General features: G+C 64.0%; 24 protein-coding genes. 20 read left to right on the top strand and 4 right to left on the bottom strand.

Features of this window, described 5'->3' with window-relative positions; genetic code table 11:
- The first annotated feature begins 11 nt into the window (after positions 1–11).
- The 9 genes from F8237_RS19750 (at position 12) to F8237_RS19710 (ending at position 10377) form a co-directional block, all read left to right on the top strand.
- Positions 12–809 carry an ABC transporter ATP-binding protein gene (locus F8237_RS19750; protein ID WP_151647134.1) on the top strand — a complete coding sequence of 266 codons (798 nt, stop codon included), beginning with the start codon at positions 12–14 and terminating at the stop codon, positions 807–809.
- On the top strand, positions 806–1519 hold the full coding sequence (locus F8237_RS19745) for an ABC transporter ATP-binding protein (RefSeq protein WP_008135694.1): 714 nt from the start codon (positions 806–808) through the stop codon (positions 1517–1519). Before F8237_RS19750 ends, F8237_RS19745 begins: the two co-directional genes overlap by 4 nt.
- A gap of 12 nt (positions 1520–1531) precedes the next feature.
- The gene (locus F8237_RS19740; RefSeq protein ID WP_151647132.1) at positions 1532–2410 is read left to right on the top strand and encodes a branched-chain amino acid ABC transporter permease; all 879 of its coding nucleotides are present in this window, start codon (positions 1532–1534) and stop codon (positions 2408–2410) included.
- Positions 2411–2412: 2 nt separating this feature from the next.
- Positions 2413–3432, top strand: a complete 1020-nt coding sequence (locus F8237_RS19735) for a branched-chain amino acid ABC transporter permease (protein ID WP_151647130.1) — start codon at positions 2413–2415, stop codon at positions 3430–3432.
- A gap of 26 nt (positions 3433–3458) precedes the next feature.
- On the top strand, positions 3459–4688 hold the full coding sequence (locus F8237_RS19730; protein WP_151647128.1) for an ABC transporter substrate-binding protein: 1230 nt from the start codon (positions 3459–3461) through the stop codon (positions 4686–4688).
- 136 nt (positions 4689–4824) lie between these two features.
- Positions 4825–6051, top strand: coding sequence for an ABC transporter substrate-binding protein (locus F8237_RS19725; protein ID WP_151647126.1), 1227 nt, complete (start codon positions 4825–4827; stop codon positions 6049–6051).
- Positions 6052–6305: 254 nt separating this feature from the next.
- Positions 6306–7535 (top strand): ABC transporter substrate-binding protein, encoded by a 1230-nt coding sequence (locus F8237_RS19720; protein WP_151647124.1) that lies wholly within the window; start codon positions 6306–6308, stop codon positions 7533–7535.
- Between the two features lie 155 nt (positions 7536–7690).
- Positions 7691–8920 carry an ABC transporter substrate-binding protein gene (locus F8237_RS19715; protein WP_151647122.1) on the top strand — a complete coding sequence of 410 codons (1230 nt, stop codon included), beginning with the start codon at positions 7691–7693 and terminating at the stop codon, positions 8918–8920.
- 173 nt (positions 8921–9093) lie between these two features.
- Positions 9094–10377, top strand: coding sequence for a glycerate kinase type-2 family protein (locus tag F8237_RS19710; RefSeq protein ID WP_151647120.1), 1284 nt, complete (start codon positions 9094–9096; stop codon positions 10375–10377).
- A 150-nt stretch (positions 10378–10527) separates the two neighbouring features.
- Here F8237_RS19710 and F8237_RS19705 read toward each other — a convergent pair whose 3' ends face one another.
- Positions 10528–11049 (bottom strand): MarR family winged helix-turn-helix transcriptional regulator, encoded by a 522-nt coding sequence (locus F8237_RS19705; RefSeq protein ID WP_151647118.1) that lies wholly within the window; start codon positions 11047–11049, stop codon positions 10528–10530.
- 176 nt (positions 11050–11225) lie between these two features.
- On the opposite strand from F8237_RS19705, the gene F8237_RS19700 reads away from it, so the two are divergent.
- Genes F8237_RS19700 through F8237_RS19690 form a run of 3 tightly spaced genes read left to right on the top strand, consistent with a single transcriptional unit; the run spans position 11226 to position 14771 of the window.
- A complete protein-coding gene (locus F8237_RS19700) occupies positions 11226–12266 on the top strand; it encodes a branched-chain amino acid ABC transporter permease (RefSeq protein WP_162006130.1) in 1041 nt (346 codons plus the stop codon).
- A 7-nt stretch (positions 12267–12273) separates the two neighbouring features.
- Positions 12274–14043 (top strand): branched-chain amino acid ABC transporter ATP-binding protein/permease, encoded by a 1770-nt coding sequence (locus F8237_RS19695; protein ID WP_151647116.1) that lies wholly within the window; start codon positions 12274–12276, stop codon positions 14041–14043.
- Entirely contained in the window at positions 14040–14771 is a 732-nt protein-coding gene (locus tag F8237_RS19690) for an ABC transporter ATP-binding protein (RefSeq protein ID WP_151647114.1), read from the top strand. Before F8237_RS19695 ends, F8237_RS19690 begins: the two co-directional genes overlap by 4 nt.
- A 158-nt stretch (positions 14772–14929) precedes the next feature.
- On the opposite strand, the gene F8237_RS19685 is transcribed toward F8237_RS19690, so the two are convergent.
- A complete protein-coding gene (locus F8237_RS19685; protein WP_151647112.1) occupies positions 14930–15553 on the bottom strand; it encodes a pyridoxamine 5'-phosphate oxidase family protein in 624 nt (207 codons plus the stop codon).
- Between the two features lie 123 nt (positions 15554–15676).
- Between F8237_RS19685 and F8237_RS19680 the strand changes: the two genes are divergently transcribed.
- Positions 15677–16561, top strand: coding sequence for a LysR family transcriptional regulator (locus F8237_RS19680; protein ID WP_151647110.1), 885 nt, complete (start codon positions 15677–15679; stop codon positions 16559–16561).
- 151 nt (positions 16562–16712) lie between these two features.
- Here F8237_RS19680 and F8237_RS19675 read toward each other — a convergent pair whose 3' ends face one another.
- Entirely contained in the window at positions 16713–17132 is a 420-nt protein-coding gene (locus tag F8237_RS19675; protein ID WP_151647108.1) for a PaaI family thioesterase, read from the bottom strand.
- 234 nt (positions 17133–17366) lie between these two features.
- On the bottom strand, positions 17367–18536 hold the full coding sequence (pobA, locus tag F8237_RS19670; RefSeq protein WP_151647106.1) for a 4-hydroxybenzoate 3-monooxygenase: 1170 nt from the start codon (positions 18534–18536) through the stop codon (positions 17367–17369).
- A 255-nt stretch (positions 18537–18791) separates the two neighbouring features.
- On the opposite strand from pobA, the gene F8237_RS19665 reads away from it, so the two are divergent.
- The 7 genes from F8237_RS19665 to F8237_RS19635 all read left to right on the top strand — a co-directional run bounded on the left by F8237_RS19665 (position 18792) and on the right by F8237_RS19635 (position 25988).
- Positions 18792–19808: a TRAP transporter substrate-binding protein gene (locus tag F8237_RS19665; RefSeq protein ID WP_151647104.1), complete on the top strand. Its 1017-nt coding sequence runs from the start codon at positions 18792–18794 to the stop codon at positions 19806–19808.
- A gap of 220 nt (positions 19809–20028) precedes the next feature.
- On the top strand, positions 20029–20538 hold the full coding sequence (locus tag F8237_RS19660; RefSeq protein WP_151647102.1) for a TRAP transporter small permease: 510 nt from the start codon (positions 20029–20031) through the stop codon (positions 20536–20538).
- Positions 20539–20540: 2 nt separating this feature from the next.
- Positions 20541–21860 carry a TRAP transporter large permease gene (locus F8237_RS19655; RefSeq protein WP_151647100.1) on the top strand — a complete coding sequence of 440 codons (1320 nt, stop codon included), beginning with the start codon at positions 20541–20543 and terminating at the stop codon, positions 21858–21860.
- Between the two features lie 212 nt (positions 21861–22072).
- A complete protein-coding gene (locus F8237_RS19650; protein WP_151647098.1) occupies positions 22073–22534 on the top strand; it encodes a DUF3237 domain-containing protein in 462 nt (153 codons plus the stop codon).
- A gap of 158 nt (positions 22535–22692) precedes the next feature.
- Positions 22693–23181 (top strand): hypothetical protein, encoded by a 489-nt coding sequence (locus tag F8237_RS19645; RefSeq protein ID WP_151647096.1) that lies wholly within the window; start codon positions 22693–22695, stop codon positions 23179–23181.
- A gap of 117 nt (positions 23182–23298) precedes the next feature.
- A complete protein-coding gene (locus tag F8237_RS19640) occupies positions 23299–24108 on the top strand; it encodes a crotonase/enoyl-CoA hydratase family protein (RefSeq protein WP_151647094.1) in 810 nt (269 codons plus the stop codon).
- A complete protein-coding gene (locus tag F8237_RS19635) occupies positions 24105–25988 on the top strand; it encodes a feruloyl-CoA synthase (RefSeq protein WP_151647092.1) in 1884 nt (627 codons plus the stop codon). Before F8237_RS19640 ends, F8237_RS19635 begins: the two co-directional genes overlap by 4 nt.
- Positions 25989–26012: the final 24 nt, after the last annotated feature.

Raw genomic sequence — 26012 nt, 5'->3', positions numbered from 1 at the left:
GGCGAGACGACATGACGCAGGCACAGCTCGCGCAGGGAACATCGCCCCTGCTCGCGGTTCGCGACGTCAGCGTCGTGTTCGGCGGCATCGTCGCGCTCAACGGCGTGTCCTTCGACATGCACAAGGGCCAGATCCTCGGATTGATCGGCCCCAACGGCGCCGGCAAGACCACACTTTTCAACTGTCTCTCGCGGCTCTACCAGCCGTCCTCCGGCGACATCCTGATGGATGGCGTGAGCATCCTGTCGCGGCCGCCGCACCGGATCGCCGAGATCGGCATCGGCCGCACCTTCCAGAACGTGGCGCTGTTTCCGAACCTCACGGTGATGGACAACGTCCGCGTCGGCGCTCATTCGAAGACCTCCAGCGACATCATCAGCGATTCGCTGAGACTGGCGTGGGTCCGGCGCAGCGAGAACGACGTGAACAAGAAAGTTCACGAGATCCTCGCCTATCTCAAGCTCGAGGACGTCGCCCACACCGTCGTGTCCGGCCTGCCCTTCGGCACGCAGAAGCGCGTCGAGCTGGCACGTGCGCTCGCGGCCGATCCGAAGATCCTGCTGCTCGACGAGCCCGCCGGCGGCCTCAACCACGAGGAAGTCTACGTGCTCGGCGACCTGATCCGGCGCATCCGCGACGAACGGCACATGACCGTGCTGCTGGTCGAGCATCACATGGGCCTCGTGATGTCGATCGCCGATCACGTCGTGGCGCTGAACTTCGGCAAGAAGCTCGCGGAAGGCACGCCGGCCCAGGTGCAGGTGGACCCCGACGTCATCAAGGCCTATCTCGGGAGCAAGGACCAATGACGACGCTGCTCAACGTCAAGGACCTGCGCGCCTATTACGGCCAGGTCCAGGCGCTCCACGGCCTGTCCTTCTCGCTCAACGAGGGATCGCTGACGACACTGCTCGGCGCCAACGGCGCCGGCAAGACCACCACGCTGCGCGCGATCTGCAACATGGTGCGCTCCACCGGCGGGATCGAGTTCGACGGCAAGCCGCTGAACAACCGCTCCACCGAGAGCATCGTGCGGTTCGGCATCGCCCATGTGCCGCAGGGCCGCGGCACCTTCACCACCATGACGGTGGAAGAAAACCTGCAGCTCGGGGCCATCACCCGCAAGGACAGCGCCGGCATCGTATCCGACATCGAGCGGATGTATGCGCACTTCCCGGTGCTCAAGCAGCGCCACACCCAGCAGGCTGGCACGCTCTCGGGCGGCGAGCAGCAGATGCTCGCGGTCGCCCGCGCGCTGATGCTGCGGCCGCGGCTGATGCTACTGGACGAGCCGTCCTTCGGCCTCGCCCCGCTGGTCGTGCGCGACCTGTTCGGCATCCTCGGCAAGATCAACCGCGAGGACAAGGTGTCGATCCTGGTGGTCGAGCAGAACGCCCAGCTCGCGCTCGAGCTCGCCGACCAGGCCTACGTGATCGAGACCGGACGCATCGTGATGTCGGGCAATGCCAAGGACATCGCGAACAACGAAGAAATCCGCAAATCCTATCTGGGTTACTGAGGAGCCGGCACGATGGAGCTATTCACCAACCAAGTGCTGGCCGGCATCGCCACGGGCGCGATCTACGCCTGTATGGCGCTCGCCGTGGTCATGATCTACCAGGCGATCGACCACCTCAACTTCGCGCAGGGCGAGATGGCGATGTTCTCGACCTTCATCTCCTGGCAGCTGATGCAGTGGGGCTTATCCTATTGGGCTGCCTTCGCGGTCACGCTGATCTTCTCCTTCATCGCCGGCATCGCGATCGAGCGCATCCTGTTCAAGCCGCTGGCGAAGGCGCCGGTGCTGACCAACGTCGCCGGCTTCATCGCGCTGTTTGCGATCATCAACTCGTCGGCCGGCCTGATCTGGGACTTCACCATCAAGCAGTATCCTACCCCGTTCGGCTCTTCGCCGTTCCTCGGCAGCCAGCTGATCTCGACTCACCAGGCCGGCATGATCGGGGTCACGATCATGCTGCTGCTCGCCCTCTACTTCTTCTTCCAGTACACAAGGATCGGTCTCGCCATGCGCGCGGCCGCTTCGGTGCCTGAATCGGCTCGCCTCGTCGGCATCAACACGAGCTGGATGATCGCGCTCGGCTGGGGCATGGCGACCGCGATCGGCGCGATCGCCGGCATGCTGATCGCCCCGGTCGTGTTCCTCGAGCCCAACATGATGGGCGGCGTGCTGATCTACGGCTTTGCCGCGGCGGTGCTCGGCGGGCTGACCAGCCCGTTCGGCGCCGTCGTCGGCGGCTTCCTGGTCGGCATCTTCGAAAATCTCGCCGGCACCTACATCCCCGGCGTCGGCAACGAGCTGAAACTGCCCATCGCGCTCGCGCTGATCATTTCCGTCCTGGTCGTCAAACCCGCTGGCCTGTTCGGCCGGCACATCGTCAAGCGAGTTTGATCATGAGCGCTGCAGAAGAAGTCGTTGCAGAAGGCCATCAGGCGGTCGAGGCCGTTCCGAAGCGGGCCATGACGCTGGGCACCGGCACCTCGCTGGTAGTGCTCGCCGCGTTGATCATCATGCCCATCTTCGTCAAGAACTTCATCATCTTCCAGATGACGATGCTCCTGATCTACGGGCTCGCGGTGCTGGCGCTGAACATCCTGACCGGCGGCTCGGGCCAGTTCTCGCTCGGCCAGAGCGCCTTCTACGCCGTCGGCGCCTATACGACCGCGGTGCTGATGGAGCACTTCAACGTCAACTACGCGCTGACCTTGCCGATCGCAGGCGTGGTCTGCTTCGCCTTCGGCTTCCTGTTCGGACAGCCGGCGCTGCGGCTGTCCGGCGTCTATCTGGCGCTCGCGACCTTCGCGCTCGCCACCGCGATGCCGCAGCTCCTCAAGCTGAACTTCCTCGAGCACTGGACCGGCGGCGTGCAAGGCCTCGTCGTGACCAAGCCCGATGCGCCGTTCGGCCTGCCGATGTCGCAGGACATGTGGCTGTACTACTTCTCGCTTGCCGTCGTGCTCGCGATCTACATCTTCTCGGTGAACCTGCTGCGCTCCCGCTCGGGCCGCGCCTTCATGGCGATCCGCGACAACGAGATCGCGGCCTCCGCCATGGGCGTCGACGTTGCGTTGTACAAGACCCTGGCCTTCGGCGTGTCGGCTGCGATCACCGGCATCGCCGGCTCGCTCGGCGCCATCGCGGTGCAGTTCGTCGCGCCCGACAGCTACACCATCACGCTCGCGATCTCGCTGTTCCTCGGCATGGTCGTCGGCGGCGTAGGCTGGCTGCCCGGCTCGATCGTCGGCGCCGCCTTCATCATCTTCGTGCCGAACATGGCGGAGGGCATCTCCAAGGGCCTCTCCGGCGCGGTGTTCGGCGTGCTGCTGTTCCTCGTCATCTACCTCGTGCCGCATGGCGCAAGGCAAGTCGCGATGCTGGGCCAACAACTCGCCGGTAAGCTCAGGAAGAACTGAAACCACTCAAGCAAGGAGACTTCGTTTTGCTTCTCGAAAGAATACTGCGAACCACCGCACTCGTAACGGCGGTCGCGACCCTCACCTCCGGCGCAGCACTTGCCCAGAAGAAATACGACACCGGCGCGTCCGATACCGAGATCAAGATCGGCAACATCATGCCGTACAGCGGTCCGGCGTCGGCCTATGGCATCATCGGCAAGACCGAAGAAGCCTATTTCAAGATGATCAACGACAAGGGCGGCATCAACGGCCGCAAGATCAACTTCGTCACCTATGACGACGCCTATTCGCCGCCGAAGGCCGTCGAGCAGGTCCGCAAGCTGGTCGAGAGCGACGAGGTGCTGGCCGTGTACAACCCGCTCGGCACGCCCTCGAACACGGCGATCCAGAAGTACCTGAACGCCAAGAAGATCCCGCAGCTGTTCGTCGCCACCGGCGCCACCAAGTGGAACGACCCGAAGAACTTCCCCTGGACCATCGGCTGGCAGCCCTCCTACCAGAGCGAAGCGCAGATCTACGCGAAATGGCTGATGAAGGAAAAGCCGAACGCCAAGGTCGCGATCCTCTATCAGAACGACGATTTCGGCAAAGACTACCTCAAGGGCACCAAGGACGGCCTCGGCGCCAAGGGCGCGTCCATGATCATCATGGAAGAGAGCTATGAGATCTCCGAGCCCTCGATCGACGGCCACATCGTCAAGATCAAGGCCGCCAATCCCGATGTGCTGCTGATCTACGCGACGCCGAAGTTCGCCGCGCAGACCATCAAGAAGACCGCCGAGCTCAGCTGGAAGCCGCTCCAGATCCTCACCAACGTGTCGATCTCGGTCGGCAGCGTGATGAAGCCCGCCGGCTTCGAGGCGTCGCAGGGCGTGCTGTCGGCCGCCTATGCCAAGGATTCCACCGACCCGCAGTGGAGCAACGATCCCGGCATGAAGAGGTGGAACGAGTTCGTCGACAAGTACATGCCCGGCGCCGACAAGACCGACACCGGCATGGTCTACGGCTACGGCGCAGCTTCGACCCTGGTCAAGACGCTGGAGATGTGCGGTGACGACCTCACCCGCGCCAACCTGATGAAGCAGGCCGCAAGCCTGAAGGATTTTGCACCGGACACCCTGCTGCCCGGCGTCAAGATCAACACCAGCGCCACCGACTTCGCGCCGATTTCGCAGCTACAGATGCAGCGCTTCAAGGGCGAGAAGTGGGAACTGTTCGGCGAGATCATCAGCGGCGACATCGCCTCCGAATGACATTGGTGCCATAGTCCAAATCTCATCTCATCCGAAAAGACAAAGCCCCCGCGGGAAACCGCGGGGGCTTTTTGTTGACGTCAGGCCGCAATCTTGTTCAATGCGGCGCGCCGATCCATTCCGGGGTGGGAGAAAGATGACTGCCGTTCGATTTCAGGTTGCGTCCATTTTAGGCGCGCTCGCGTTGTGCACTGCGATAAACAGCCCGGTGCTGGCGCAAAAGAAATACGACAGCGGCGCATCCGACACCGAGATCAAGATCGGCAACATCATGCCCTATAGCGGGCCGGCCTCCGCCTATGCCGTGATTGGCAAGGCCGAGGAGGCCTATTTCAACAAGGTCAACGCCGAGGGCGGCATCAACGGCCGCAAGATCAAGTTCATTTCCTATGACGACGGCTATTCGCCGCCGAAGACGGTGGAGCAGGCGCGCAAGCTGGTCGAGAGCGACGGCGTGCTGCTGATCTTCGGCTCGCTCGGCACCTCCACCAACGGCGCCATCCGCAAATACATGAACGAGAAAAAGGTGCCGCAATTGTTCGTGGCCAGTGGCGCCTCGAAGTGGAACGATCCCAGGCAATATCCGTGGACCATGGGCTGGCAGCCGAGCTACGCCAGCGAGGCGCGCATCTACGCCAAATACGTCATGAAGGAGAAGCCCGACGCGAAGATCGGCGTGCTCTACCAGAACGACGATTTCGGCAAGGACTACCTAAAAGGCCTGAAGGAGGGCCTCGGCGCCAGGACCTCTATGATCGCAATGGAGGACAGCTACGACACCTCCGAGCCTGCGATCGACGAGCACGTCGTGAAATTGAAGGACTCGGGCGCCGACGTCTTCATCAGCATCACCACGCCGAAATTCGCCGCGCAAGCGATCAAGAAGGCGGCCGAGATCAACTGGCATCCGGTGCACATCATCTCCAACGTTTCGGCCTCGGTCGGCGGCGTGCTCGAGCCGGCGGGGATCGAGATCTCGCAAGGCATCCTGTCCGCGAGCTACACCAAGGATGGCTCCGACCCGCAGTGGAACGCCGACGACGGCATGAAGAAGTTCTACAACTTCCTCGCGCAATACGACCCCAAGGCCAACAAGCTCGATGCCGGCGTGGTGTTCGGCTATGCCGCGGCGCAGACCATGGTGAAGGTGCTGCAGATGTGCGGTGACGACCTCACCCGCGAGAACGTCATGAAGCAGGCCGCTTCCTTGAAGGACTTCGCGCCCGATACGCTGCTGCCCGGCATCAAGATCAACACCGCAGCCGACAATTTCGCCCCGATCGAGCAGTTGCAGATGATGCGCTTCAAGGGCAAGAAATGGGAACTGTTCGGCGACATCATCTCGAGCGAGATCGGGCATTGATTGCCGCGCAATTCAAGATAGCCAGCTTCAAGTCAGGCAACTTAAGCGCAGCTAATTAGCGGCGCACAAAATCTCACGCACCGCAATATTCCGCACCGCCCCGAATAGATCGCGCACCCTGCGACGGTTCTGCAGGGGCGTTTTCCTTGCTGGCGGCGATAGATGGGTATTGAATGTGAGGACGGAGCGACGCGCAACGATCGCTCCCAATCAAGAACAAGCGACACATTCAAACCTCGTCCAGGGAGATCAAGATGCCTGCAATGCATGTGCGGTTGGGGGCCTTCTCGGCTGCCCTCCTGCTGGCTGCCGCCCTGTCCACGGCAGCATCGGCACAGAAGAAATACGACACCGGCGCATCCGACACCGAAATCAAGATCGGCAACATCATGCCCTACAGCGGACCCGCCTCCGCCTACGGCGTGATCGGCAAGACCGAGGAGGCCTTTTTCCGCAAGATCAACGCGGAGGGCGGCATCAACGGGCGCAAGATCAACTATGTCAGCTATGACGACGCCTACTCGCCGCCGAAGACCGTGGAGCAGGCGCGCAAGCTGGTCGAGAGCGACGAGGTCCTGATCGTCTTCAACCCGCTCGGCACACCGCCGAACTCGGCGATCCAGAAATATCTGAACCAGAAGAAGGTGCCGCAACTGTTCGTCGCCACCGGCGCCACCAAGTGGAACGACCCGCAGAACTTCCCCTGGACGATGGGCTGGCAGCCCAACTACCAGAGCGAGACCATCATCTACGCGAAGTACATCCTGAAGAACAAACCGGATGCCAAGATCGCGGTGCTCTATCAGAACGACGATTACGGCAAGGACTATCTGAAGGGCTTCAAGGACGGGCTCGGCGCCAAGGCAGCCTCGCTGATCATCATCGAGGACAGCTATGAAGTCTCCGAGCCGACCATCGACTCGCACATCGTGAAGCTGAAGTCGTCCGGTGCCGACGTCTTCATGAACATCACCACGCCGAAATTCGCGGCGCAGGCGATCAAGAAGAACGCCGAGCTCGGCTGGAAGCCGCTGCATTTCCTCAACAACGTCTCCGGCTCGATCGGCAGTGTCATCAAGCCGGCCGGCTTCGAGAACGCGCAGGAGATCATCTCGTCGCAATACTTCAAGGACCCGACCGATGCGCAATGGAAGAACGACCCGGCGATGATCGGCTGGAACCAGTTCTTGGACAAATACTATCCAGAGGCCAACCGTGCCGACGCGTCGGTGATGTATGCCTACATCGTGAGTCAGGGCCTCGTGCACGTGCTCAAGGCCTGCGGTGACGATCTCAGCCGCGAGAACGTCATGAAGCAGGCGGCCAGCATCAAGGACTACGAGCCGGCCGGCCTGCTGCCGGGCATCAAGGTCAACACCTCGGCCACCGACTTCGCGCCGCTCTCGCAATTGCAATTGATCAGGTTCAAGGGCGAGACCTGGGAGCGGTTTGGTGAAATCCTCAGCGCCGACGTCGGCGGCTGAGCTCGAGCAGTCAACTAAAGACGCAACCCCCGCGGCTTTGCCGCGGGGGCTTTTCCTTGAAGCTTTCGCGCAAATCGTATTGAATTGCGACCGCGTCGCCAAAAACAATCAGACAAGAAAAGGGACGCACACACCAAGAAAATAGGGAGATAGGAATGCCTGCTGTCACCGGCAAACTCGCGGCCGCGTCGCTCGCGCTCGCGCTCATTGCGGCCTCGACCTCCACTGCATCGGCCCAGAAGAAATACGATTCCGGCGCGACCGACACCGAGATCAAGATCGGCAACATCATGCCCTATAGCGGACCGGCCTCCGCCTACGGCATCATCGGACGGACCGAAGCCGCTTATTTCAAGAAGATCAACGAAGAGGGCGGCATCAACGGCCGCAAGATCAACTTCATCAGCTATGACGACGCCTATTCGCCGCCGAAGGCCGTGGAGCAGGCCCGCAAGCTGGTCGAGAGCGACGAGGTGCTGTTCATCTTCAACTCGCTCGGCACGCCGTCGAACTCGGCGATCCAGAAATACATGAACTCGAAGAAGGTGCCGCAGCTGTTCGTCGCCACCGGCGCCACCAAGTGGAACGACCCGCAGAACTTTCCCTGGACCATGGGCTGGCAGCCCTCCTACCAGAGCGAGACGCAGATCTACGCGAAATGGCTGCTCAAGAACAAGCCGGACGCCAAGATCGCGGTGCTGTTCCAGAACGACGACTACGGCAAGGACTACCTCAAGGGCCTGAAGGACGGCCTCGGGTCCAAGGCCGCCTCGATGATCGTCATGGAAGAGAGCTACGAGACCTCGGAGCCGACGATCGACAACCACATCATCAAGCTGAAGGCCACCGGCGCCGACGTCTTCATGAACATCACGACGCCGAAGTTTGCCGCGCAGGCCATCAAGAAGAACGCCGAGATCGGCTGGAAGCCGCTGCACTTCCTCAACAACGTCTCGGCGTCGGTCGGCAGCGTGATCAAGCCGGCGGGCTTCGATGCCGCACAGGACGTGGTTTCGGCCGCATATCTGAAGGACACCACCGACAAGCAGTGGGACAACGACGCCGGCATGAAGGCCTATGTCGAGTTCATGACGAAGTACTTTCCGGAAGGCGACAAGACCGACAACGGCACGGTCGTCGGCTACGGCGTCGCACAGACACTGGTTCAGGTCCTGAAACAGTGCGGCGACGATCTCACGCGTGAGAACGTGATGAAGCAGGCCGCCAGCCTGAAGGACTTCCGCACCGAGATGCTGCTGCCCGGCATCAAGATCAACACCGGGCCGGGCGACTTCGCGCCGATCAGCTCGCTCCAGCTCCAGCGCTTCAAGGGCGAGCGCTGGGAACTGTTCGGCGACGTGATCAGCGCCGACACAGGCGGCTAACCGCCTCCATCGCGCACGACAGCAGCCCCCTGCGAACCTTCGCAGGGGGCTTTTGCTTGCGTCCCTATTATGATCACGCGATTGCATAATCGAATGATGGCAAAGCCTGCTTACGCTTTGGCGCCCGATGCGCTAGGCATGTCGCTGCTACAGTTCGCCGAAGGCTTTTCGTCATGACCGACCGACGTCCCCTGCTCCGCGCGCTCTATGATGCCGCCGTTGCCGCCGCCCATCCGAACACGATTCTGGCGCCGCATCTGCGGCCCGCACCGAAGGGGCGCGTGATCTGCCTGGCCGCAGGCAAGGGCGCGGGCGCGATGGCCGCGGCGGCGGAGCGGCACTATCTCGACACGCTCGGGCTCGCGCCGGAGCGCCTCGTCGGCATCGCCACCACGCGCCACGGCTACGGCGTGCCGACGCGCCGCATCCGCGTGGTCGAGGCCGGGCATCCGGTGCCTGACGAGGCTGGCCTCAAGGGCGCGGCCGACACGCTGGCGCTGGCGGGCGAGGCTGGCCCCGACGATCTGCTGCTGGTGCTGCTCACCGGCGGCGGCTCGGCGAACTGGATCGCACCGGTGGACGGCATCAGCTTCGCGCAGAAGCAGGCGGTCAACAAGGCGTTGCTCCGCTCGGGCGCGCCAATCGGCGAGATGAACGTCGTGCGCAAGCATCTCTCGCGCATCAAGGGCGGCCGCCTCGCGCGCGCCGGCAAAAATGCCGCCGAGATCGTCACGCTCGCGATCTCCGACGTGCCGCATGACGACGCTTCCGCGATCGCCTCCGGCCCCACGGTGCCAGATCCGACCACGCTCGCGGACGCGCGCGCCATCGTCGCGAAATACAGGCTCGACATCGACGACGCCGTCCGCCGCGCGCTCGACGATCCCGCCAATGAAAGCGCCAAGCCGGGAGAGGCTGCCTTTGCACGCGCGACGTTCGAGCTGATCGCACGGCCCAAGCAATCGCTCGACGCCGCCGTGACACTCGCCAGGGACGCCGGCTACGAGATCATCGATCTCGGCGCCGATCTCGAAGGCGAAGCGCGCGAGGTCGCCGCCGATCACGCCAGGCTGGCGCTTGCGGCGCGCGCGCAAGGCAAGCGCCTCGCGATCCTCTCCGGCGGCGAGCTGACGGTCACCGTGCGCGGCAACGGCCGCGGCGGCCCGAACCAGGAATATGCGCTGGCGCTCGCCGACCTGTTGAAGGACACCGCCGGAATCTCTGCGCTCGCCGGCGACACCGACGGCGCCGACGGCGGCGCCGGCCATCCCACCGACCCCGCCGGCGCGCTGATCGATGCGGCGACGTTTGCGAAGATGAAGGCGCAGGGACTTCAACCGCAGGCGTATCTGGACAACAACGACGCGACGACGTTCTTCGAGGCGACGGGGGATCTGCTGCAGCCGGGACCGACGCTGACGAATGTGAACGATATCCGGGTGATTTTGGTGGATTGAGGCGGCTGCCGAGGTCTCGCTGTCATTCCCCGCGAAGGCGGGGAATCCAGTACGCCGCAGCTTCTCGGTCAATCACATCCGCCTCGGAGTACTGGATCGCCCGCCTTCGCGGGCGATGACGGCGGAGAATGGGGTTGGCCGCGCCGCCTCTCAAAACTCGTTGGCGATCTTCGACAGCATCTCGAGCAGGGCTTCGCGGTTGGCTTGCCCGAGCAGCTCGTTCAGCCGCGACTCGTGCTTGGTGGCGACGAGCTTCTTGGCGCGCGTCAGCACGGCCTTGCCCTTGTCGGTCAGGACCAGGATGTGCGAGCGGCGGTCGTTGGTGGAGCGGATCCGCGCGCAGAGGTCGCGGCTTTCGAGATTGTCGAGCAGCGCCACGAAGTTCGGGCGCAGGATGCCGAGCGTGGAGGCGATCTCGGTCTGGTTACGGCCGGGGTTTTTCTCGACCAGCAGCAGCACGGAGAACTGCGCGGGCGTGAGCTGGAGTGAGGCCATGCAGCGCAGGAAGTTCTCGAACACCTTGAGCTGGGCGCGCTTGAGCACATAGCCGAGCTGCTCCGAGAGCTCGCCGAGCTGGAGGACGTCGGCATGACCCTGGCCTTGGGCGTCGCCTGCGTCCTTGCGGCCCTTGGTCGCGTCACCGGGTTTTTCAGCAGTTTTGGAAACGGTCATCGCCTCGTGCTCGTAATCCCGCTAAATTCGGGAAGGTCGTCTGCCACCCTTGAAGTTATATTTGATAATTGTTATGGACCATATCAAATATCGCCGTCGTATTTCAATGGCTGTGAGCGGACCATCCACCGCAATCGCGGAGACCGGTCCGCCATCTTGAGGGGGAGCGTCCGGTCTTGAACACCACCATCATGCTGTTCCTGGTGCAGGACGGCATCACCAATGGCGCGATCTACGCGCTGCTCGGCCTGGCGCTGGTGCTGGTGTTCGCCGTCACCCGGGTGATCCTGATTCCCCAGGGCGAATTCGTCACCTATGGCGCGCTGACTTACGCTTCGCTCGCGGCGGGCCAGATGCCGGGCACGGCAAACCTCGCGCTCGCTCTCGGCATCGGCGCCTTCGCCTTCGACATGTTCGTGGCCCGCAAGGCGCTGCACGGACGCCTGGTCGTACGCAGCTTCCTCACCAATATCGTGCTGCCGGCCGCCGTGCTGGCGCTGACCGTCTATTTCGCCGGCCAGAAGCCGCCGGTCGCCATCTGCATCGCGCTCTCGCTGGTGATCGTCGCGATGATCGGCCTGTTCCTCTACCGGGTCGCATTCCAGCCGCTGGCGCACACCTCGGTGCTGGTGCTGCTGATCGCATCGGTGGGCGTGCACCTGGCGCTGCAAGGACTGGGCCTGCTGTTCTTCGGTGCCGAAGGCCAGCGCGGGCCTGCCGTGCTGTCCGGCTCCTTCACCGCCGGCGCGCTGCGCTTCACCGGCCAGAGCCTCACAGTCTACGGCATCACCATCGCCTTCATCGTCGGGCTCTGGCTGTTCTTCGGCCTGACGCTTTACGGCAAGGCGCTGCGTGCGACCGCCGTCAACCGGCTCGGCGCACGGCTCGCCGGCATCCGCACCACGCTGTCCGGGCAGATCGCCTTCCTGCTGGCGTCCGTCATCGGCGCGCTGTCGGGCATCATGATCGTGCCGATCACGACGCTCTACTATGACAGCGGCTTCCTGATCGGCCTGAAAGGCTTCGTCGCGGCCATCATCGGCGGTCTCGTCAGCTATCCCCTCACCGCAATTGCCGCGCTGGTGGTCGGCATCGTCGAGGCGTTCTCGTCCTTCTATGCCTCGAACTACAAGGAGGTGATCGTTTTCATGCTCTTGATCCCCGTGCTGCTGCTGCGCTCGCTCGCAGCCCCCGCGGTCGAGGAAGAGAAGGACTGAGGCCAAGATGCAGAGCCGGCTTCCCACCCTCGTCTTCGCACTCGTCATGGCGGCGATCCCGTTCGTCCCCGGCATGCCGCCGTTCTGGATCGTGCTGCTCGACAATATCGGCCTTGCCGCGCTGGTCGCGATGGGCCTCGTGCTGCTGACCGGCGTCGGCGGCCTCACCTCGTTCGGACAGGCAGCTTTCGTCGGCTTCGGCGCCTACACCACCGCGGTGCTGTCGACGACCTACGGCCTGTCGCCCTGGCTAACGCTGCCGCTGTCGCTATTGGTCAGCGGATCGCTGGCGGTGCTGCTCGGCCTGGTCACGGTCCGTCTCTCCGGCCACTATCTGCCGCTCGGCACGCTGGCCTGGGGGCTCGGCCTGTTCTACCTGTTCAGCAAGCTGGAATTCCTCGGGCGCAACGACGGCATCTCGGCGATCCCGCCGCTGTCGATCGGCGCGTTGAAGATGCTCTCGCCCGGTTCGATCTATTACGCGATCTGGGTCGCCGTGATCGTCTCGGCCCTGCTCACGATGAACCTGCTGGACTCCCGCACCGGCCGCGCCATTCGCGCGCTGCGCCGCGGCCATGTCGCGGCCGAAGCATTCGGCGTGCATACCCCGCGCGCAAAGCTGCTGGTGTTCATTCACGCCGCCGTGCTCGCCGGCCTGTCCGGCTGGCTCTACGCGCATCTTCAGCGCGCGGTGAACCCGACGCCGTTCGGCGCGCAGGCCGGCATCGAATATCTCTTCATCGCGGTAGTCGGCGGCGCCGGCTATGTCTGGGGCGGCGTGCTGGGCGCGGCGATCGTCGTGGTCCTGAAGGAGGTGCTGCAAAGCTACCTGCCGCTGATCCTGCCCGGCTCCGGCCAGGTCGAGACCATCGTGTTCGGCATCATGCTGGTGGCGCTGCTCCAGCTCGCGCCCGGCGGCGTCTGGCCGTGGCTGATGTCGCTCCTGCCCGAACGCACCCGCGGCAGGAAGCCGGATACCTCGCTGAAACTGGAACAACGCACCCGCTCGGCCGTCCAGTCCGGCGTGCTGCTTCAGGTCGAGAAGGCGCGCAAGCAATTCGGCGGTGTGATCGCGGTCAACAACGTTTCGTTCGACGTCCAGGCTCGCGAGATCGTCGCCTTGATCGGGCCGAACGGCGCCGGCAAGAGCACGACCTTCAACCTGATCACCGGCGTGCTGTCGGCAACCTCGGGCTCGATCTCCGTGCTCGGCAACAAGGTCGACAACGCGCCGCCGCAGGAGATCGTCAAGCTCGGCATCAGCAGGACCTTCCAGCACGTCAAGCTGGTCCCTGATATGACCGTGCTGGAGAATGTCGCGATCGGCGCGCATCTGCGCGGCCATTCCGGGCCGATCTCCTCGATGCTGCGGCTCGACCGCGCCGATGAGGCCAGGCTGCTGGCGGAAGCCGCGCGCCAGATCGAGCGGGTCGGCCTTGCCGAGCAGATGCATCAGCTCGCCGGCAGCCTGTCGCTCGGCCAGCAGCGCATCGTCGAGATCGCGCGCGCGCTCTGCGTCGATCCGATGCTGCTGCTGCTCGACGAGCCGGCCGCGGGCCTGCGCCACATGGAGAAGCAGCGCCTCGCGACGCTGCTGCGCGAATTGCGCGACGGCGGCATGAGCGTGCTGCTGGTCGAGCACGACATGGGCTTCGTCATGAACCTCGCCGACCGTATCGTGGTGCTCGATTTCGGCACCAAGATCGCGGAAGGCACACCCGCCACGATCAAGACCAATCCCGAAGTGATCAAGGCCTATCTGGGAGTGGCGGCATGAGCGCGCTGTTGTCCGTCGCGGATGCGCATGTCGCCTATGGCAAGGTCGAGGCGGTGCGCTCGGTCTCGCTCGAGGTCGGGGCCAACCAGATCGTCACCATCGTCGGCGCCAATGGCGCCGGCAAGACCACGCTGCTGTCGGCCATCATGGGCATCCTGCCGCTGAAGGGCCGCGTCGCCTTTGCCGGTCAGGACCTCGCCCGGCTCGAGATCGAGGACCGCGTCGCGATGGGACTCGGCCTCGTCCCGGAGCACCGCGAATTGTTCGTGACCATGAATGTCGAGGACAATCTGGAACTCGGGGCCTTCCGCATCGAGAAGCGCAAGGCGAAAGCCTCGATGGAGCGCGTCTACACGCTGTTTCCCCGGCTGAAGGAGCGCCGCAAGCAGCTCGCCGGCACGCTCTCCGGCGGCGAGCAGCAGATGCTCGCGATGGGCCGCGCGCTGATGGGCGAGCCGAAGCTGCTGATGCTGGACGAGCCAAGCCTCGGGCTCGCGCCGATCATCGTTGCCGACATCTTTCGCATCATCACAGAGCTGCGTGCCGCCGGCGTCTCCGTGCTGCTGGTCGAGCAGAACGCGCAGGCCGCGCTGAAGATCGCAGACCAGGCCTATGTGATGGAGCTTGGCGAGTTCGTGCTGAGCGGCAAGGCCAGCGACGTCGCGGCAAACGAGCGGGTTGCGGCGAGCTATCTCGGCTTCCAGCATGAAGGCGCGAGCGCAGTATAGTTCTGAGATGCCTCCCTAATCTGGGCTGTCATCGTCCGCGAAGGCGGACGATCCAGTATTCCGGAGGCGGCTGTGCTTGAACCGAAACGCCGCGGAGTACTGGATGCCCCGCCTTCGCGGGGCATGACACTGGCGGCGGTAGAGGCGGAGACAGGTGCTTAGCCGGCCTTCTCGCCCTTCAGCGCCGCCAACTCCGCCTCAAGCTCCGAGATCCGCTGATCCCGTGCCGCCAGCGCGGCCGCGACATCCGCGGCATCGAACTTCTGCGGGATGTGCTGCGGGCAGTTGGTGTCCCACGCTGCGATCTTGAACAGGATCACCTGCTCCGGCCGCGCCCTATAGCCCTTCGGCATCAGCGACGCCGTCAGCGCCTCGTCATCCTCGACCACGCGAGCCTCGCCCCAGATCTTCACCCGGCGGCGATGGGCGTAGTCCATGATGAAGATGTAGGCCTTTGGATTCTCCGTCAGATTGCCCTGCGTGATGAATTGCTGGTTGCCGGCGTAGTCGGCAAAGGCGAGCGTCTGTTTGTCCAGCACCTTCAGAAACCCCTTCGGGCCGCCGCGGTGCTGGATGTAGGGCTGGCCGTCCGCTGCCGCGGTGGCGAAATAGAAGCTGTTGGCCTCAGTGAGGAAGCCGGCCAGCTTATCATCGACTTCGGTACGCCAGCCGTGCTGCTCGGCCCGGGCATACGCCTCGCGCGACCCCTTGCGGGTCTGAATCTGCTTCACCGCGGGCGTAAAGGCTACGTCACTGGCATAGGTATGGGCTGCAGTCGTCATCGGAACATCTCCTGAAGATTCCGGCGCATCTCTGCGTCTTTCGCCTCAAAACATGGACCTTCCGGACGTCAAAACAATCAGGCCGCTTGACACTTCATCATTGCGATATATGCAATAATGTTCATGGACCGCCTTGAAGCCATGCATGTCTTCGTCACCGTCGCCGACCTGCGCGGCTTTGCGCCGGCGGCGCGCAAGCTGCACCTGTCGCCCTCGGCGGTGACCCGGCTGATCGCAGCGCTGGAGGAGCATCTCGGCGCGCGGCTGCTGCAGCGGACCACAAGGCAAGTGACGTTGACCGACGTCGGAACGCGCTATCTGGAGCGCGCCCGGCGAATCCTCGCCGACGTCGAGGAGGCCGACGGCTCCGCGCGCGAGGAGCGCAATCGGCCGAGCGGGCGTCTCGTGGTGTCGGCACCGGTGGGTTTCGGCCGGCTCCATGTCGGCCCTGTCATGACCGCCTACCTCAAACGCTATCCGGAGGTGACCTGCGAGCTGCGGCTGTCGGACCACCTCGTCAACCTCGTTGAGGATGCCGTCGACGCCGCCGTCCGCATCGGTCACCTCGCCGATTCCTCGCTGGTCGCGCGCCAGGTCGGCGAGATGCGGCGGATCGTGGTGGCAACGCCGGGCTATCTGAAGCGTCACGGCGAGCCGAAGACGCCGCAAGCGCTGCTCGCGCATCAGACCATCCAGTTCGGCCCGTCCGCCAGCTGGCGCTTCGTGCAGGACGGCCGTGAGGTCGAGGTGATGCCGACGCCTCGTTTTACCAGCAACAGCGCCGACGCCGCCCTGCAATACGCCGAAGCCGGCGGCGGCATCACGCGCGTGCTGGCCTATCAGGCCGCCGAGGGGCTGAAGCGCGGCCGGCTCAGAATCGTGCTGGCGCAATACGAGCCGCCGGCGCTGCCGATCCACATCGTCTATCCGACCTCACGCCTGCTCTCGGCCAAGGTGCGCGCGTTCGTCGATCTCGTGGTGGAGACGGCGGAGTGGCGGTTTGGGTGATTCTCGTGCCCCGGATGCGCTGCAACGCATAGCGTTGCTGCGCAGAGCCGGGGCCCAGAAAAGCCCGGGTACGAGCTGCGGATGGATGGGCCCCGGCTCTGCGGAGCGGCACTTCGCGCCGCACCGCGTCCGGGGCACGGAGAGGGCAAGGCTACCCCTTCTTCGGCACCACGCGAAACGTGCCGCTGGCGCGCGCGATCACGGCATCGTCGGCTTTTGCCAGGCACTGCGCGAAGCAGATCGTGCTGCCGGTCTTGATCACCTCGCCCTCGATCGCGAGCCACTGGCCGATCTCGGCGGAGCCGACGTAGTCGACGGAGAGCGAGATCGTGACAAACGACGTCGTCCAGCCCGTCGCCTGTGCGCAGCTATAGCCCATGGCAGCATCGGCCAGCGCCGCGATCAGACCGCCATGGATCAGCCCCCGCGCGTTGGTGTGCGGCGTCGCCAGACGCAGGCCGATGATCACGGCCTTGTCGGTCTTTTTCGAGTAAAGCGGCTCCCAGGGATCGGTGAGCGGAGCCTTGCGGAAATGCGGCTCGAAGCCGGCGGGAATGTCGGTACTGGTCATGGCTGTCTCGCGTTTCTGTGTCGGCAGCATTGAACGCGAGGGACGTGACGGTTGCATCAACTACAAAGTTTTAAACGGCATTTGCGCAGGCGTTTGAAACGGCCTCCGCCGTGCCTCACCAAGACTGTCATCGCCCGCGAAAGCGGGCGATCCAGTACTCCGAGACGGTCGTGGTTCAATCAATGAGCCGCGGCGTACTGGATGCCCCGCCTCCGCGGGGCATGACACCTGTGGTCAGAACGGCAGCCCCACGTAGTTCTCCGACAGCGACGTCATCGCGGCCTGGGACTGCGTGACGTAGTCGAGCTCGGCGAGCTGGATCCGCGCGCCGATGCTGCCGTTGTCGGGGAATTTGTGCAGCATCGAGGTCATCCACCAGGAAAAGCGCACGGCTTTCCAGACCCGCGCGAGCGCCTTCGCCGAATAGGCGTCGATGCCGGCGCTGGACTTCTCGTCATAGAACTCGCGGAACGCGCTCGACAGATAATGCGCATCGCTGGCGGCCAGGTTCAGGCCCTTGGCGCCGGTCGGCGGCACGATGTGGGCGGCATCGCCGCACAGGAACATCCTGCCGAAGCGCATCGGCTCGGCGACGAAACTGCGCAGCGGCGCGATGCTCTTCTCGATCGAGGGGCCCGTGACGAGGCTGTCAGCGGCCTCCTGGTCGAGCCGGCGCTTCAATTCGTCCCAGAAACGGTCGTCCGGCCACTGGTCGACATGGTCGTCGAGCGAACATTGCACATAGTGCCGGCTTCGCTTCAGCGAGCGCATGGTGCAGAGCGCAAAACCGCGGGCGTGGTTGGAATAGATCAGCTCATGGCTGACCGGTGGCGTCTCGGACAGGATGCCGAGCCAGCCGAACGGATAGACCCGCTCGAACTCCTCGATCGCCGACGACGGGACGCTGGCGCGGCTGACGCCGTGAAAGCCGTCGCAACCGGCGATGAAGTCGCAATCGAGCGTGTGGGTGACACCGTCTTTCACCCAGGTCACGCGCGGGTGAGCACCGTCGAAATCATGCGGCTGCACATCCCTCGCCTCGTAGACCGTGGTGAGACCGGCGGCCTTGCGCGCATTCATCAGATCGAGCGTGACCTCGGTCTGGCCGTAGATCATCACCGTCTTGCCGGTCGCGGCCTTCATGTCGATGCGGTGACGGCGGCCGGAAAAGGCGAGCTCGATGCCCTCATGCACCAGGCCTTCGGCATGCGCCCGCGCGCCGGCCCCGACCTGATCGAGCAGCCCAACCGTTCCTTCCTCCAGGAGGCCGGCGCGGATGCGCCCCAGCACGTAATCCGGGCTCTGCCGCTCCAGAATGACATTGTCGATGCCGTATTGATGCAGCAGTTGCCCAAGCAACAATCCTGCCGGCCCGGCCCCGATGATTGCGACTTTTGTCCGCAATACTTGCTCCTCCCGATCCTGTAGGCTTTCGTCGCGGCTCGCTTGTCGCGGTCGTCCGCGCACGATAATTATATCATATAACGGTTGGGCAAAAGGGGAGTGCGCGTCGCCGCTGGCTGCGACAAATCCATGCAACATTGTTTGACGTCAACGAGAGGCCAGTTCCGGCTTGAACGCGCCGGCCAATTAGATAACATGTTAATTAAAGAGACCGGGCCATCGAAGCCCGCCGTCGAAAACAGGGAGAGACGACCGATGAAGAAAGCCTGTCTGGCTTTGCTGCTCGCAGCAAGCGTGACGCCTGCGTTCGCGCAGGACAAGACCTTCGACCTGAAGGTCTCGCACTGGGTGCCGGCCTCGCATCCGCTGCAAAAGTCGCTGGAAGACTGGGTAGCCGCGGTGAACAAGGATTCCGGCGGCACCATCACGGGCAAGGTGTTTCCCGCCCAGCAGCTCGGCAAGGCATTCGACCACTACGACATGGCGCGCGACGGCATCGCCGACGTCACCTATGTCAATCCCGGCTACCAGCCCGGCCGCTTCCCGATCATCGGCGCCGGCGAACTGCCATTCCTGATCTCGGACGCCAAGGGCGGCTCGATGGGACTGGACGCCTGGTATCGCAAATATGCCGAGAAGGAGATGAAGGACGTCAAATACTGCCTCGCCTTCGTCCACTCGCCGTCGTCCTTCCATGTACGCACCAAGAAGATCGTGACGCCCGAGGACGTCAAGGGCATGAAGATCCGCCCGGCTCATGCCACGATGGCGAACTTCGTCACCGCACTGGGCGGCACCAACGTGCAGTCCTCCGCACCTGAAGTGCGCGACATCATCGAGCGCGGCGTCGCCGACGGCGTGACTTTCCCGTGGGGCTCTCTGGTCCTGTTCGGCGTCGACAAGGTGACCAAATTCCACATGGACGCGCCGCTCTATGTCACGACCTTCGTGTTCGTGATGAACAAGGACAAGTACAATGCGATGTCCGACAAGCAGAAGGCGGCCATCGACAAGAACTGCTCGACCGAAATGGCGGGCGTGGTCGGCGAGTATTGGGGCAAGTTCGAGGACGCCGGCATCGACAAGGTCAAGGCCGAAGCCGGCCAGGAGGTCTACAAGCTCACGCCCGACCAGACCGCCGCGTGGAAGAAGGCCGCCGAACCGCTGGTCAAGACCTGGGGCGACGGCGCCAAGAAGGCCGGCGCCGATCCAGACGCCGCGATGGCGGATCTGAAGTCCTCGCTGAAGAAGTACAACGCGCTGGCGGAGTGAGGCGATGGCGGGCTCTTCCTCCCCCTCTCCCTGTTCTTACGGGGAGAGGGTTGGGGTGAGGGGCTGCCTCCGCAAGAATAGTGAAAGATGGATTCGCGGAGAGTCCCCCTCACCCGCCTCGCATCTTCGATGCGATGCGGCCTCTCCCCGCACGCGGGGAGAGGCGGAGTGCGCGGCGAGATCCGGATCAAACAATGACGTCACCCGTTAGGAAACACCCATGAAGCGCTCCTGGATGGATCGCGTCATCGACTCGATCGAATGGATCGCGGCGGCCTTCGTCGGCATCGTCGCGCTCGACATCTTCCTGTCGGTGCTGTTGCGCAACACGCTGAACTATTCGATCCCCGACTCGTTCGACATCGGCCGCATGCTGCTCGGCATCCTGATTTTCTGGGGCATCGCCGCGACCTCTTATCGCGGCACCCACATCACGGTCGACCTCGTCTGGGGCAATGTCGGGCCGCGCTACCAGCGCTGGATCGACGTATTCGCGACCCTGGTGCTGCTGTTCGTGGTGACGGTGCAGACCTGGACGCTGTTCGACAAGGTGCGCGGCACCTACAACGACAACGTCCAGACCTTCGACATGCACATGCCGACCTGGCCGTTCTTCGCGATCGCCTGGATCGGCGACGCCGCGGCCGTGCTGCTGATCGCGATCCGCACTTACCGGCTGATCTTCCATCCCGAAGAGATGCACGACCCCAAGCTGAAGGCGACGGAGTAACCATGAGTACCGATGCCGTCGCCGTAATCGGCTTCGTTTCCCTGTTCGCGTTGATGCTGCTGCGCGTGCCCGTCGGCATGGCCATGGGCCTCGTCGGCGTTTCCGGCTTCACCTATCTGGTCGGCGCGACGCCGGCGCTGAAGCTGGTCGGCCAGACCTCGATGCGCACCGTCACCGACTACACTTTCGGCGTCATTCCGATGTTCCTGCTGATGGGCTCCTTCGTCAGCAATTCCGGCATGAGCCGCGAGCTGTTCCGCGCCGCCAACGGCTTTGTCGGGCATTTGCGCGGCGGGCTCGGCATCGCCACCGTCGGCGCCTGCGGCGGCTTTGCCGCGATCTGCGGCTCGTCGGTCGCGACCGCCGCGACCTTCTCCGCGGTCGCCTACCCCGAGATGCGCCGCTTCGGCTACCCGCAGTCGTTTGCTACCGGCGTGATCGCGGCCGGCGGCACGCTCGGCGCGATGCTGCCGCCCTCCACGGTGCTCGCGGTCTACGGCATCATCACCGAGCAGGACATCGGCAAGCTCTTCATCGCCGGCATCATCCCGGGCATCCTGGCGATGACCATGTACATGATGACGATCTTCCTGATCGGCTATTTCCGGCCCGACTTCCTGCCCAAGGGCAAGGTGCTGCCGTGGCGCGAGCGCTTCGCCGGCCTGAAGGACATCTGGGCGCCGGTGCTGCTGTTCGTGTTCGTCATCGGCGGCCTCTACGGCCTGCCCTTCCTGCCGCGCTTCACGCCGACGGAGGCCGGCGGCGTCGGCGCCGCGGGCGCCTTCATCATCGGCGTGCTGACCGGCCGGCTCGACCGCGAGAAGATCCTGGCCTCGCTGCTCCAGGCCACGCGCACCGCGGCCGCGGTGTTCACCGTGCTGATCGGCGCGCTGATCTTCGGCTATTTCCTCACGGTGACGCAGACGCCGCAGAAGGTCACCGAGTTCCTCACCGGCCTCGGCCTCGGCCCCTACGGCGTGCTGGCGCTGATCATGGTGATGTATCTCGTGCTCGGCTGCCTGATGGACGCCATGGCGATGATCATCCTGACCGTGCCGATCATCTTCCCCGTCATCATGCATCTCGGCTTTGATCCGATCTGGTTCGGCGTCATCATCGTGATGACCGTCGAGCTCGGCCTGATCCATCCGCCGGTCGGGATGAACGTCTTTGTCATCAAAAGCGTGGTGAAGGACGTGTCGTTCTCCACCATCTTCAGGGGCGTGATCCCGTTCGTGGCGACGGACCTCGTGCGGCTGGTGATCCTGATCGCCTTCCCGCTGCTGGCGACGTGGTTGCCGACGCGGATGATGGCGCATTGAGAATGCGACACGGACGGCGCGGCGCAGTCTCCCCCTCTCCCCTTGTGGGAGAGGGTGGCTCGCCGCGATAGTGGCGAGACGGGTGAGGGGTTGTCTCCGCATGCACACTTGCACTTGCGGAGACAACCCCTCATCCGGCGCTACGCGCCACCTTCTCCCACAAGGGGAGAAGGAAAGGCCCTGCGCATGGCGCGATCGATTGGAGATAAGCGATGACCACACCGACGCTCGAAACAAAATACGTCTTCACCATCACAGCGCGCATCGGCGACGTCGTCACCGCCGGCGAGACCGGCATCGGTGTCCGCCGCATCATCCCGATCATCGGTGGCGAGGTGACGGGCGCGATATCAGGCAAGGTGCTGCCGTTCGGCGCCGACTTCCAGACCATCCGCCCCAACGAGCTGATCGACCTCGAGGCGAAGTACGCATTCGAAACTGACGACGGCGCCGTCGTCTATGTCGAGAACAAAGGCATGCGCTTCGGCCCGGTCGAGCTGTTGCAAAAGCTCAAGCGGGGCGAGCCGGTCGATCCCAAGCTGATCTATTTCCGCACGGTCCCGAGGTTCGAGACGGGACATGAGAAGTATCGCTGGCTGATGGAGCGCATCTTCGTCGGCTCCGCCGCGCGGCATGCCGACCGCGTGGTGATCGACGTGCATCAGGTGGTGTGACTCGGTCGGCATCGCCCGGGAGGTTGCTTGCAGAGAGAGGGCCGCAAAATTAGTATCGAGCGATTGCGAATATTAGTTTTAGCAGATTTGATTTCTGGGGGGCGATGATGAACGTTCGATCAATGCGCCATTTGCTGGGAATGCTTGGATGCGCTGGCGTGCTGTTCGCGGGTCCCGCCGTTGCAGGCGGCGCGCCAGCCGGCCTCCTAGACAAGACAGTCACGATGTCATGGAGCACGAGCGGGACCGGCAAGCGGGCGGACGGCACCAGTGTCAGCTTTTCGAACGTCAATACGCGGATAGTATATATAAGCTCGGCAGGTCGTCCGTTCCTGCGCGCGGAGGTGCGCGGAGGCAGGGCAACCCGAGAGGGAGAACTCGCGCCGGGCGAGGGCGGCGGATCCCGCAGCGTCAGTTTCCAAGGCGACAAGCTGATCGGCACCGAGGCCTTTGCCAGCGGCGCCCGTCGGTACATTGCCAGCTTCGATTCATCTTTCGCCGGTTGTTCGCTGTCAGTAATCGACGCCAAGGAAGGCAGTGCCCAGATCAGGCGCCGCGGGCCCGATGGCGCCATGTATGAGATCACCAGTGTCAGCACGGGATCGCCGACCTGCTCGATCCAGACCGGCAACATCTTCGCGCACTAACGAATACCACCGAACGTCCAGGCCCGACCGCCCGTTGCGACGCACCGGGAGACGTCAGCCCCGTATTGACTCCCCCGGAATTCGTTATACAACATAACTATTCTGATAAGGACGCAAATGACACAGGGAAACGCCAACACCGCTGACGCGGGCGCCTCCGGGCTGCTCCGGATCGAGCGGGCGGACCGGGTTCTGACCGTCGGTCTGAACCGCCCCGCCAAGCGCAATGCGCTCAACGACGGCATCATCCTTGAGATCGGCGAGTGTTTTGCGTCCCTGCCCGAGGACATCGGCGCGGTCGTCATCCACGGCATCGGCGACCATTTCTCCAGCGGCCTCGACCTCTCCGAACTGCAGGACCACGACGCCACCGGCGGCCTGCTCCATTCCCAGATGTGGCACCGGGTATTCGACCGCATCCAGTACAGCCGCGTGCCCGTGATCGCGGCGCTGAAGGGCGCGGTGATCGGCGGCGGGCTGGAGCTCGCCTGCGCCGCGCATATCCGCGTCGCCGAGCCCTCGACCTATTTCGCGCTGCCGGAGGGACAACGCGGCATCTTCGTCGGCGGCGGCGGCTCGGTGCGGCTACCGCGGTTGATCGGCGTTGCCAGGATGATGGACATGATGCTGACGGGGCGCGTCTACACCGCGACCGAGGGCGCCTCCTACGGCTTCGCGCAATATCTGACGGAAGCCGGCAACGGGCTCGGCAAGGCGCTGGAGCTAGCGACCAAGATCGCCTCCAACGCGCCGCTGACGAATTTCGCCGTGCTGCAGGCGCTGCCGATGATCGCGGAGGCCAATCCGCAGACCGGCCTGCTGATGGAATCGCTGATGGCAACGGTCGCGCAAAGCGACAAGGAGGCCAAGCGCAGGATCCGCGAATTTCTCGAGCACAAGACCGCCAAGGTGAAGCCGAAGCCATGAGCGCGCAGCCGTCCTCTTCCAGCATGGAGCGCGGCGCGAGCACTTTCCCGCTGCGGCCGATCTCGTTCGGCGATCCGGTCGTCGACATCGACCGTCGCGACGACGGCACGATTTACCTCAGGCCAAAACAGCCGCTCGGTGACTATCCCGTCCGCATCACCGACCGCCTGCACCACTGGGCGACCACCACGCCGGACCGCGTCTTCATGGCGGAGCGCGAAGGCGGCCGCGGCTGGCGCAAGATCACCTATGCCGAGCTGCTCACCGCGAGCCGGCATATCGCGTCCGCGCTGATCCAGCGCGGCCTGTCGGCGGAACGGCCGGTGGTGATCCTCTCCGGCAATTCGATCGACCATGCATTGCTCGCCTTCGGCGCGTTCTATGCCGGCATTCCGTTCTGCCCGGTGTCGCCGGCCTATTCGCTGGTGTCGAAGGATTACGGCAAGCTGTCTTACCTGATGAAGCTGCTGACGCCCGGCCTCGTCTTCGCCGAGGATGCCGACAAGTTTTCCGATGCGCTTGCCGCCAATGTCTCTGATGGCACCGAGATCGCGGCCTCCTATGGCAGCGTGCCGGGCCGCAACGTCACGCTGCTCGCCGACCTCATGGCGACGCCGGTCCGCGACGATCTCGACGCGGTGCACGACAAAATCGGCCCCGATACGATCGCAAAATTCCTGCTGACGTCGGGCTCGACCGGCAATCCCAAGGCGGTCATCAACACCCAGCGCATGATCTGCGCCAACCAGGTGATGCTGCGCGAGACGCTCGCCTTCCTCAAGGACGAGCCGCCGGTCATCATCGACTGGCTGCCCTGGAACCATACTTTCGGCGGCAACCACAATATCGGGCTGACGCTGTACAATGGCGGCTCGATGTACCTCGATGCCGGCAAGCCGATGCCTGGAGGCATCGAGGAGACCGTGCGTAATCTCCAGGAGATCTCGCCGACGGTGTATTTCAACGTGCCCAAGGGCTACGAGTCGCTGCTGCCTTACTTGCGCGACGACCAGGGCCTGCGTGCAAAATTCTTCGACCGGCTGCATGCGATGTTCTTCTCCGGCGCGGCGCTCTCGCCCTACGTCTGGAACAGCCTCGACGAGCTCGCGGTGAAGGAAAAAGGCTATCGCGTGCCGATGCTGACCGGCCTTGGCGCCACCGAGACCGCGCCGTTCTTCATGTCGGTCAATCCGCGCACCAGCCGCTCCGGCCATGTCGGCCTGCCAGTATCAGGCAACGACGCCAAGCTGGTGCCGAACAACGGCAAGATGGAAGTGCGCTGCAAGGGCCCGAACGTGATGCCCGGCTACTGGCGCCAGCCCGACATCACCGCGAAATCCTTCGACGAGGAAGGTTTTTACAAGCTCGGCGATGCACTGAAGGCGGTCGACCCCGACGATCTCAATGCCGGCTTCGACTTCGACGGCCGCGTCAGCGAGGACTTCAAGCTCGGCAGCGGCACCTGGGTCAGCGTCGGCCCGCTGCGCGCCCGTCTGGTTGCGGCCTGCGCGCCGCTGGTACGCGACGTCGTCATCGCCGGCATCAACCGCGACGAGGTCTCTGCCCTCGTGCTGCTCGATCTCGACGGCTGCCGGCTGATCAACCCGACGCTGCCGGCCGACGACCTCACCGTCACCGCGCGCGACCGGCTGGTGCGCGAAGCCTTCCGCGAGCGCCTGACGCGCTTCCTGAGCCAGGCCACGGGGTCCTCGACGCGGATCACGCGCGCGATCCTGCTGGACACCCCACTGTCGATCGACAAGGGCGAGGTCACCGACAAGGGCTCGATCAACCAGCGCGCGGTGCTGGAGCATCGCGGCGCACTGATCGACGAGCTCTACGCTGCCAATCCCTCGGACCGTGTGATATCGGTCGGCTAAGAAACCATCATTATAGGAGAACGC

This window comes from Bradyrhizobium betae, assembly GCF_008932115.1.
Taxonomy (GTDB): domain Bacteria; phylum Pseudomonadota; class Alphaproteobacteria; order Rhizobiales; family Xanthobacteraceae; genus Bradyrhizobium; species Bradyrhizobium betae.
This window is presented reverse-complemented; position numbering and strand designations above follow the sequence as displayed.